This is a genomic window from Rhodococcus sp. CX, assembly GCF_015865005.1.
Lineage (GTDB): Bacteria > Actinomycetota > Actinomycetes > Mycobacteriales > Mycobacteriaceae > Rhodococcus.
Genome location: NZ_JADZGH010000145.1, coordinates 56,691 through 66,703 on the forward strand (window position 1 = coordinate 56,691; position 10,013 = coordinate 66,703).

At 69.7% G+C, this 10,013-nt stretch carries 8 protein-coding genes and 1 pseudogene; 2 read left to right on the top strand and 7 right to left on the bottom strand.

All coding sequences use genetic code 11. The features are described from left to right. Nucleotides 1-8 precede the first annotated feature (8 nt). The 6 genes from I0Q12_RS15360 to I0Q12_RS15385 form a co-directional block, all read right to left on the bottom strand. Nucleotides 9-863 carry a xanthine dehydrogenase family protein subunit M gene (locus tag I0Q12_RS15360; protein WP_197252724.1) on the bottom strand — a complete coding sequence of 285 codons (855 nt, stop codon included), beginning with the start codon at nt 861-863 and terminating at the stop codon, nt 9-11. Then, the gene (locus tag I0Q12_RS15365; protein ID WP_197252725.1) at nt 860-3,256 is read right to left on the bottom strand and encodes a xanthine dehydrogenase family protein molybdopterin-binding subunit; all 2,397 of its coding nucleotides are present in this window, start codon (nt 3,254-3,256) and stop codon (nt 860-862) included. Before I0Q12_RS15365 ends, I0Q12_RS15360 begins: the two co-directional genes overlap by 4 nt. Further along, nucleotides 3,253-3,744 carry a (2Fe-2S)-binding protein gene (locus I0Q12_RS15370; protein ID WP_197252726.1) on the bottom strand — a complete coding sequence of 164 codons (492 nt, stop codon included), beginning with the start codon at nt 3,742-3,744 and terminating at the stop codon, nt 3,253-3,255. The genes I0Q12_RS15365 and I0Q12_RS15370 overlap by 4 nt, the downstream gene beginning before the upstream one ends. A gap of 154 nt (nt 3,745-3,898) precedes the next feature. Further along, the gene (locus I0Q12_RS15375; RefSeq protein WP_197252727.1) at nt 3,899-5,041 is read right to left on the bottom strand and encodes an XdhC/CoxI family protein; all 1,143 of its coding nucleotides are present in this window, start codon (nt 5,039-5,041) and stop codon (nt 3,899-3,901) included. Continuing rightward, a complete protein-coding gene (locus I0Q12_RS15380) occupies nt 5,034-6,152 on the bottom strand; it encodes a VWA domain-containing protein (protein ID WP_197252728.1) in 1,119 nt (372 codons plus the stop codon). Before I0Q12_RS15380 ends, I0Q12_RS15375 begins: the two co-directional genes overlap by 8 nt. Nucleotides 6,153-6,159: 7 nt before the next feature. After that, a complete protein-coding gene (locus I0Q12_RS15385; RefSeq protein WP_197252729.1) occupies nt 6,160-7,053 on the bottom strand; it encodes a MoxR family ATPase in 894 nt (297 codons plus the stop codon). A 256-nt stretch (nt 7,054-7,309) separates the two neighbouring features. On the opposite strand from I0Q12_RS15385, the gene ahpC reads away from it, so the two are divergent. Continuing rightward, on the top strand, nt 7,310-7,873 hold the full coding sequence (gene ahpC / locus I0Q12_RS15390) for an alkyl hydroperoxide reductase subunit C (protein WP_197252747.1): 564 nt from the start codon (nt 7,310-7,312) through the stop codon (nt 7,871-7,873). A 143-nt stretch (nt 7,874-8,016) separates the two neighbouring features. After that, entirely contained in the window at nt 8,017-9,612 is a 1,596-nt protein-coding gene (ahpF, locus tag I0Q12_RS15395; protein ID WP_197252730.1) for an alkyl hydroperoxide reductase subunit F, read from the top strand. A 77-nt stretch (nt 9,613-9,689) separates the two neighbouring features. On the opposite strand, the pseudogene I0Q12_RS15400 reads toward ahpF, so the two are convergent. Beyond that, nucleotides 9,690-10,013: pseudogene (locus tag I0Q12_RS15400) on the bottom strand (alpha/beta hydrolase); the annotation flags it as partial.

Consider the following 10,013-nt stretch of genomic DNA (forward strand, 5'->3'; position numbering starts at 1 on the left):
CTCAGATGTCAGAGCCCGGCTGCCGTCGTCACGGCTCGGCGCGTGAGGACCCGGGCGAGATGCGTGCGGTACTCGACGTCCGCGTTGCCGTCACCGATGGGACTGGTGCCCTCGGCGGCGTGCTCGGCGGCCTCCCGGATCGTATCCGCGTTCGCCGGGCGACCGGTGAGTAGCTCCTCGACTGCCCGCGCCCGGACCGGCACCGACGCCATGTTCGTCAACGCGACCCGTGCCTGCGCGATAGTGCCGCTCTCGACGGCGACGGTCGCCGCGACACCGACGATCGACCACGCGTGCGCGACCCGGTTGAACTTCTCGTAGTGCGCGGCCCAGCCGGTGTGCCTCGGGATCCGGATCTCGGCGAGGATCTCGTCGGCGCCGAGCGCCGTGGTGAAGTAGTCCTCGAAGAAATCGGCGGCCGGGATGCTGCGCCGCCCGGCCGGACCGACGGCGACGAACGTGCCGTCCAGTGCCAGCACCGGCGCGCCCATGTCCCCGGCCGGATCGGCATGCGCGAGAGCGCCACCCAGCGTGCCGCGATGCCGGATCTGCGGATCGGCGACCGTGCTCGCGGCTTCGGCGAGCAGGCGGGCGTGCTCGCGGACCAACGGGTCGTGCGCCACGTCGTGATGGGTGGTCATCGCACCGATCACCAGTTCGTCGCCGTCCTCGCGCACCCCGCTCAACTCGGGGACACGACCGATGTCGACGAGCACCGTCGGCGCGGCCATCCGCAGCCGCAGCACCGGCATCAGGCTCTGGCCACCGGCGATGACCTTCGCATCCTCACCGGCGGAGACCAACGCGTCGACGGCCTCGTCGAGACTCGTCGGGGCGATGTAGTCGAACGCGGACGGAATCATCGGGCCCCTCCCTGAGCGGATTCGATCGCGTGCCACACCCGCATCGGCGTGCACGGCATTTCGATGTCGCGGACACCGAAATGGCGCACCGCGTCGAGCACCGAATTGACCACCGCCGGTGTCGAGGCGATCGTGCCGGCCTCGCCGACGCCCTTGACGCCCAGCGGGTTCCCCGTCGCGGGGGTTTCGGTGCGGTCGGTGGTGAACTCCGGCAGATCCGCCGACGACGGCAGCAGGTACTCGGCGAACGATCCGCTCAGCAGCGTGCCCGACTCGTCGTGCACCGCCTCCTCGTACAGTGCCTGCGCGATGCCCTGCGCGAGTCCGCCGTGCACCTGGCCGTCGACGATCAGCGGATTCACCACGTGCCCGATGTCGTCGACGCACACGTACTTCCGGATATTCACCCAGCCGGTCTCGGTGTCGACCTCGACCGCGCACAGATGTGTGCCGTGGGGATACGAGAAGTTGTCCGGGTCGTAGGTGGCCTCCGAATCCAGGTTCGGTTCGATCCCGTCGGGCAGGTTGTGCGCGGCGAACACCGCCAGAGCCACGTCGGTCAACGCGACCGCTTTCTGCGTGCCCGCCACCTGGAACCGGCCGCCGGTGAATTCGAGGTCCTCCTCGGCGCATTCGAGCAGGTGCGCGGCGATGGGCCGGGCCTTGGCGACGACCTTCTCGGCGGCCGCGACGATCGCGATACCGCCCACCGCCAGCGACCGCGACCCGTAGGTGTCCAGGCCGCGCGGCGACGTCTGGGTGTCGCCGTGCAGCACCTCGATGTCCTCGAACGGGATGCCGAGCCGGTCCGCGACGATCTGAGAGAACGCCGTCTCGTGCCCCTGACCGTGCGCGGACGCCCCGGTGACCACCTCGACCTTGCCGGTCGGCAGCATCCGGATCGACGCGTGCTCCCAGCCGCCCGCACCGTACGCGAGGGACCCGAGCACCCGCGACGGCGCGAGCCCGCACATCTCGGTGAACGTCGAGACCCCGATCCCGAGCTGCACCGGATCGTTGCGTTCGCGTCGCTCCGCCTGTTCGCGCCGCAACCCGTCGTAGTCGAACAACTCCTTTGCGCGGGCGGTCGCGGCCTCGTAGTTCCCCGAGTCGTACGTCAAACCGGCGATCGTCGCGAACGGGAACTCCTCGTGGCGGATCCAGTTCTTCTCGCGCAGCTCGAGCGGATCCATGGACAGTTCGGCGGCCAATTCGTCCATCATCCGTTCGATCGCGAAGGTCGCCTCCGGCCGGCCCGCACCGCGATAGGCATCGGTCGGCACTTTGTTGGTGAACACGTTGGTGCACGAGAAGTGGTACGCGCCGAACTTGTAGATCCCGTTGAACATGAACGCGCCCAGGATCGGCACACCCGAGGTCACCAGGCGCAGGTAGGCGCCCATGTCGGCGAGCAGTTCCACCTTCAGCCCGGTGACGGTGCCGTCGCGGCGCGCGGCGAGGGTGAGCTTCTGGATCTGGTCGCGGCCGTGATGCGCGGCCGCCATCGACTCGCTGCGCGTCTCGGTGTACTTGGCGGGCTTGCCGAGCCGCCGCGCCACCAGCAGGGTCACGACCTCCTCCGGGGTGACCTGCAGCTTGCCGCCGAACCCGCCGCCCACGTCCGGTGCGATCACCCGCAGCTTGTGCTCGGGGATGCCCAGACTCATCGCGAGCATCAGTTTGAGCACGTGCGGCACCTGGGTCGCCGACCACATGGTGATCTGCGGGCCCGTCGGATCCACCACCGTCGAGCGCGGTTCCATGAACGCGGGAATGAGCCGCTGCTGCCGGAACGTGCGCTCGACGACGACCTCGGCGTCGCGGATCGCGTCCTCCACGTTGCCGCCGGTGCCGGCCTCGGCCGAATCGAAGGTCCACGTGGCGCTGACGTTCGTGCCCAGATCCGGATGCACGAGGTCGCTGCCCTCGCGCGCGGCCGCGGCCAGATCGAGCACCACGGGCAGTTCGTCGTAGTCGACGTCGATGCCCTCGAGCGCGTCGTGCGCCTCGTACGCGCTGCGCGCGGCGACCACCGCGACCGCTTCACCCGCGAAGTTCACCGTGTCCACCGCCAGTGCCGGTGCGGGGGGCGCCTTCATGTCCGGGGTGATCTGCCAGGCGCACGGCAGGCTGCCCTGTTCCTCGGCCAGATCGGCGCCGGTGTAGACGGCGATCACGCCGGGCATCTTCCGGGCCTCGGTGACGTCGATGTTGGTGATGCGGGCGTGTGCGAGCGGGCTGCGCAGAATCGCCAGGTGCACCATGCCGGGCAGCACCAGGTTGTCGGTCCACTTGGTGCGGCCGGTGAGCAGGTGCTCGTCCTCCTTGCGGACCCGGGCCTTGCCGATCTCCGGTTCCGGAGTGGTGGCGCCGGCGTCGACGGTGCTGGTCATCGGGCGCCTCCCGTGGTCGCGTCGGCCTCACGCAGGCGCCGCGCGGCGTCCTGCGCGGCGGCGACGATGTTCTGATATCCCGTGCAGCGGCACAGGTTTCCCTCGAGCCCGAGCCGGACCTGCCGGTCGTCGGGGTCCGGGTTCTCGCTGAGCAGGTCGAGTGTCGACATGATCATGCCGGGCGTGCAGTAGCCGCACTGCAGGGCGTGGTTGTCGTGGAACGCCTGCTGCACGGGGTGCAGCGCGCCGTCGGTCGCGAGACCTTCGACGGTGGTGACCTCGGCGCCGTCGGCCTGCACCGCCAGCACCGAGCAGGATTTGACGCTGCGGCCGTTCAGGTGGACGGTGCAGGCGCCACAGTTGCTGGTGTCGCAACCGACGACCGTGCCGACCTTGCCGAGGCGGTCGCGGAGATAGTGGACGAGCAACAGACGCGGTTCGACATCGTCCGTGTAGCTGGTGCCGTCGACGGTGACAGTTATGCGCATCGAGCCTCCCGTGCCGTGCATCCGAATCCGGATGACTTCAGATGACTGACACTGTGCCCTCCGAGGGCTGTCCGAACGGCCGGAATCGCAGAAACGGCAGTTGTCTTTCCGACGGTTCTGCCCGTTTCCGACGGTTTCTTCGCGCGGCGGATCCTCAGTCGTGGTGGCCGGCCGGCGCGCCCTCGTGACCGTGGATCGGGCCCTCGGTCCGGGTGAGGCGTTCTCCGCGGCCTCCCCACCGCAGCGCGATGATCTCCGCGGCGATGGACACCGCCGTCTCCTCGGGGGTGCGGGCCCCCAGATCCAGGCCGATCGGCGACGAGAGACGAGCGATTTCGTCGTCGCCGACCCCCGCCTCCCGCAGCCGGGCGAGCCGGTCGTCGTGGGTGCGACGCGACCCCATCGCCCCGACGTACGCCAGGTCCATGCGCAACGCGACCTCGAGCAGCGGCACGTCGAACTTCGGATCGTGGGTGAGCACCGCGACGACCGTGCGGCTGTCGACCCGTCCGGCCTCGGCTTCGGCGGCGAGATAGCGGTGCGGCCAGTCCACGACCACCTCGTCGGCGGCGGGGAAGCGGGCGGTGGTCGCGAACACGCCGCGGGCGTCGCACACCGTCACCCGGTATCCGAGGAACGACCCGAGCTTCGCCATCGCCGCGGCGAAGTCGATCGCGCCGAACACCAGCATCCTCGGGGGCGGCTGGAAGACGTTGACGAACACCGACATTCCCTCACCGCGACGTTGCCCGTCCGGCCCGTAGTGCAGGGTGCCGGAGCGCCCTACGTCGAGCAGGCCGCGGGCGTCGTCGGTGACGGCCTCGTTCATGCGGTCGGATCCGAGCTCTCCGTCGGCGCGGTCCGGCCACACGACCAGGCGGCGGCCGACGGTCGCGGCGTCGGGATGCTCGGTGACGGTCGCGACGGCGACCGGTTCCCCCGCGCGCACCGAGTCCACGAGCGCGGGGAACGCGGGGAAGCTCGGTTCGTCGATGCGTTCGACGAACACGTCGATGATGCCGCCGCAGGTCAGCCCGACGGAGAACGCGTCGTCGTCGGACACCCCGTACCGCTGCAGCACCGGGACGCCGTCGCCGATGACGTCCTGTGCCAGTTCGTACACGGCTCCCTCGACGCACCCACCGGACACGCTGCCGGTGACGGTGCCGTCCGCGGCCACCAGCATCGACGCTCCCGGCCCACGTGGCGCCGACCGGAACGTCGACACCACGGTACCGAGCGCCACGGGCTCCCCGTCCCGGTAGCGGCGGTCGAGCTCGTCGAGAACCTCACGCACGGTGAACCTCCTCCAGCAGTGCCTGCAGCGTGGCCAGGCTGTGGCCCGCGAGCAGACGGTCGATGTGGGGCAGCGCCGCCGAGATGCCCGACTGCACGGGCTGATAGCCGTCGACGCCTGCATGCGGATTAACCCACAGTACGGCGTGGGCGAGGCGCCGCAGCTGCGCCATCTGTTCGGCCAGCAGCGACGGGTCGCCGCGCTCCCAGCCGTCCGAGAACACCACGACGACGGCGCCGCGCGCCAGACCGCGCCGGCCCCACCGGTCCAGGAATGCCTGCAGTGTTTCGCCGAGCCGGGTACCGCCGGCCCAGTCGGGGACGGCGCGACCGGCCCCGGCGAGGGCGATCTCGGGGTCGCGTGCCCGCAGCGCGCGCGAGAGCCGCGTGAGCCGGGTGCCGAGGGAGAACACCTCGGTGCCGGACGGGTTCGCGCGGGTGACGACGTGCGCGAACCGCAGCAGCGCGTCGGCGTACGGGCTCATCGATCCGGACACGTCGACGAGCAGGACGACGCGACGCGGGCGGGTGGCCTTGCGGTGGTGGCTCGGCCGCACCGGTTCCCCGCCGGCGGAGAGCATCGCCCGGAGAGTGCGGCGCGGATCGACGGGTCCGCGCCGCGACGGGCGCACCCGCAGTGCCGCGCGCATCGGCGGCCGCGGACGCAGCGTGGCGATGAGCTCGTCGAGGTGAGCCCGTTCGGCGGGGGTGAGTTCGGCGATGTCGCGGTGCCGCAGCACCTCGGTCTCGTCGGCGGCGACCTGCAGGTCAGGCGCGGCTTCGTCCGAGCCCGCGGTCGCGGCTTCGGCGAGGGCGGCGATGTGCGAGAGCTTCGGTTGCGATTCCGCCGTCAACCCGGGGTGGGTGGGAACCGTTCCACCGAACCAGCTTTCGAAGGCCAGGTCGTAGCGGGCGAGGTCGTCGGGGTTGTGGCACAGGGTCGCGCGGCCAGCCCAGTACAGGTGGCCGGGGTCGGCGAGATCGAGTTCGGTCACGGCCGTGACGAACGCGGCGGTGGCGTCCGGAGCGACGGGCAGGCCCGCCGCGGCGAGCGCGCGGGTGAATCCGATGAGCCCGACGAGAGCACCTCCGGAGGGTGATGCGGTGTGCACGGCCCGGTCACCCCGCCACCAGCCGGTCCAGACCGGCGCGGGCGACGCGCGCGAGGTCCTCCCGGTACTTGAGCACGGCGCCGAGCGTCGCCGACGCGGTCGCCGCGTCCAGCACGGTGCGGTCGAGTTCGAGCAGGGCCCGCGCCCAATCGAGGGTTTCGGCGACGCCCGGCGGTTTGAGCAGTTCCATCTCGCGCAGGACGTGCACGGCGCGGGTGACCTGCCGGGCGAGGGTCTCGTCGATGCCCGGGAGGCGCCGGCGCAGGATCGCGACCTCGCGTTCCAGGTCCGGGTGGTCGACCCACAGGTACAGGCAGCGTCGTTTCAGGGCGTCGTGGACCTCGCGGGTCCGGTTGGACGTGAGCACCACCAGCGGGGGCACGGCCGCGCGGATCTCGCCGAGTTCGGGGATCGTGACGGCGTTCTCGTCGAGCAGCTGCAGCAGGAACGCCTCGAACTCGTCGTCGGCGCGGTCGATCTCGTCGACGAGCAGCACGCACGGGGATTCGGTGAGGGCCCGCAGCAGCGGTCGGGTGAGCAGGAACCGTTCGGTGTAGAGCGAGCGTTCCGCGGCGTCCGGGTCGAGGGTGCCGGCCGACGCCGCCTCGAGGGTGCGAAGGTGCAGGAGCTGGCGCGGGAAGTCCCAGTCGTAGAGGGCCTGCGCGGCGTCGATGCCTTCGTGGCACTGCAGCCGGACCAGGGGCAGGTCGAGCGCTTCGGCGAGCGCGACGGCGAGGGACGTCTTGCCGGTGCCGGGTTCACCCTCGCAGAACAGCGGCCGACCCATCCGCAGCGCGAGGTACGCCGAGACGGCGAGCCCCTCGTCGGCGAGGTAGCCGGTGCTGTCCAGCTGCCGTGCGAGGTCCTCGGGGGAGGCGACTTTCTCTGCCGGTGCGCGCATGCCGCGAGCCTAGGTGCGGCTCCGCCGCCGGTGTGCCTTTCTGGCGTCCCCAGCCGCCAGAAAGGCACACGAGCGGCGCAGCCGCACTTTGTGTGTTCTGTCACATCGGATAAATCGGACAATGCTCCTACCTGCGGTAATGCCTTGTTGATAGCCATTCTTTATCGAACTTCTAAGAACAATCGATTGGCACAATCAATAGGTGGACGTTAACGTCGATAACCGTCAACCCCATCGAGACCGAGTGAGGCTCTACATGTCGCTGATCAACAAGCAGATCAAGCCCTTCAAGGCGGAGGCCTTCAAGGACGGTGCCTTCGTGACCGTGTCCGACGAGGACATCAAGGGCAAGTGGGCGATCTTCTTCTTCTACCCCGCCGACTTCACGTTCGTCTGCCCGACCGAGCTCGGTGACCTGGCGGATCACTACGAGGAGCTGCAGGGTCTCGGCGTCGAGGTCTTCTCTGTTTCCACCGACACGCACTTCACGCACAAGGCGTGGCACAGCTCGTCCGAGACCATCGGCAAGATCAAGTACGCGATGATCGGCGACCCGACCCTGCAGATCAGCACCGACTTCGAGGTCCTCCGCGAGAACCAGGGCCTGGCCGACCGCGGCACCTTCCTGGTCGACCCGGACGGCGTCGTCCAGTTCACCGAGGTCACCGCCGAGGGCATCGGCCGCAACGCCGCCGAGCTCGTCCGCAAGGTCAAGGCTGCGCAGTACGTCCGCAACCACCCGGGCGAGGTCTGCCCGGCCAAGTGGGAAGAGGGCGACGCCACCCTCGCCCCGTCGCTGGAGCTCGTCGGCAAGATCTGATTTCCCGACGGAATTCGTCCCGGTGGCGCGGGCCTCGTCCCGCACCACCGGGCGCCGTCCGGATCTCCTCGGCTCGAGCTGAGAAGTTCGCCGACTCCCCATTCCCACCGGTCACAGTTCTTCCACTTCTGGAGTTGATCCTCATGCTCGATGCCTCCCTCGCCGCCCAGCTCAAGTCGCTCCTCGAAAAGGTCACCCAGCCGATCGAGCTCGTGTCGTCCCTCGACGACCGGCCGAAGTCGAAGGAACTCGCCGACCTCCTCGACCAGATCGCCGGCATGTCCGACCTGGTCACCCACGTGCGCGACGGTGAAGCCACCCGTCGCCCCTCCTTCCTGATCCGCCGGGTCGGCACCGACATCGAGGTCGAGTTCGCCGGTATCCCGCTCGGCCACGAGTTCACCTCCCTCGTGCTCGCCCTGCTGCAGGTCGGCGGCCACCCCTCGAAGGAAGCCGCGGAACTGCTCGAGCAGGTGCGCGATCTCGACGGCGACTACCACTTCGAGACCTACTTCTCGCTGTCGTGCCAGAACTGCCCCGACGTGGTGCAGGCACTCAACACCATGTGCGTGATCAACCCGCGCATCAAGCACACCGCGATCGAAGGCTCCCTCTTCCAGGACGAGGTCGACGCCCGCCAGGTCATGGCCGTGCCCACCGTCTTCCTCAACGGCGAACTGTTCGGCTCCGGGCGCATGAACCTCGAGCAGATCGTCGGCAAGCTCGACAGCGGATCCGCCGAGCGCACCGCCGCCGCGATCAGCGAGAAGGATCCCTTCGACGTCCTCGTCGTCGGTGGTGGCCCGGCCGGCGCGACCGCCGCGATCTACGCCTCCCGCAAGGGAATCCGCACCGGCGTTCTTGCCGAGCGGTTCGGCGGCCAGGTGCTCGACACCATGGCCATCGAGAACTTCTCGTCGGTTCCCTACACCGAGGGCCCGAAGTTCGCCGCCGAGCTCGAGAACCACGTGCGTCAGTACGACGTCGACATCATGAACGTGCAGAAGGCCGCGAAGCTGACGCCCGCCGCCAACGAGGGCGGTCTGGTCGAGGTCGAACTCGAGAACGGCGCGCGGCTGCTCTCGCGCAGCGTCGTTCTTGCGACCGGCGCCCGCTGGCGCGCGATGAACGTGCCCGGCGAGCAGGAGTACCGCAACAAGGGCGTCACCTACTGCCCGCACTGCGACGGCCCGCTGTTCAAGGGCAAGCGTGTCGCGGTGATCGGCGGCGGCAACTCCGGCGTCGAAGCGGCCATCGACCTCGCCGGCGTCGTCGCCCACGTGACGCTCATCGAGTTCGACTCGGTGCTGCGCGCCGACGAGGTGCTGCAGCGCAAGCTTCGCAGCCTGCCCAACGTCGACATCGTCACCAGCGCGCTGACCACCGAGGTCCTCGGCGACGGTTCCAAGGTCACCGGCCTGGTCTACACCGACCGCACCACCGACGAGTCGAAGACCGTCGACCTGGACGGCGTGTTCGTGCAGATCGGCCTGCTGCCCAACACCGACTGGCTCTCCGGCACCGTCGATCTCAGCCCGCGCGGCGAGATCGTCGTCGACGCCCACGGCCGCACCTCGGTGCCGGGCGTGTTCGCCGCCGGCGACTGCACGACCGTCCCGTTCAAGCAGATCATCGTCGCCGCCGGCGCGGGTGCGACCGCCGCGCTCAGCGCGTTCGACCACCTGATCCGCACGAGCTCCCCGGCCGAGGCCGAGGAGACCGTCGCGGCGACCGTCTGACGGTAACCAGCGCAAGATCCACAGTGGCCGCTGCCCTCACGGGCGGCGGCCACTGTGCTGTCCGGCAAGCGATTTCGCTACAATGCCGCCGCAGTCTCGGCGGCCACCCGGGTGGCGAACTCGGCGAGTGCCGCCGCGAGCTCGTCGCGCGCCGACAGCTGTGGTGCATGATCGCTGTCCAGCGTGACGACCCGCGCGCCCGGCACCAGCCGCTGCATCTCGCGCTGCGTCACGATCGGCACCGAACGATCCAGTGTCGCTTCGACATACAGGCGCGGAACGGACCCGAAGCGCTCGGGGGTCCACGTCGGGGCCATGAGCCGCGCCGTCTCGAGTTGCGGCACGAGCCGACGCGCGGCACCGATCGCATCGGCGACCGCGGCCTCGTGGAAGAACACCGC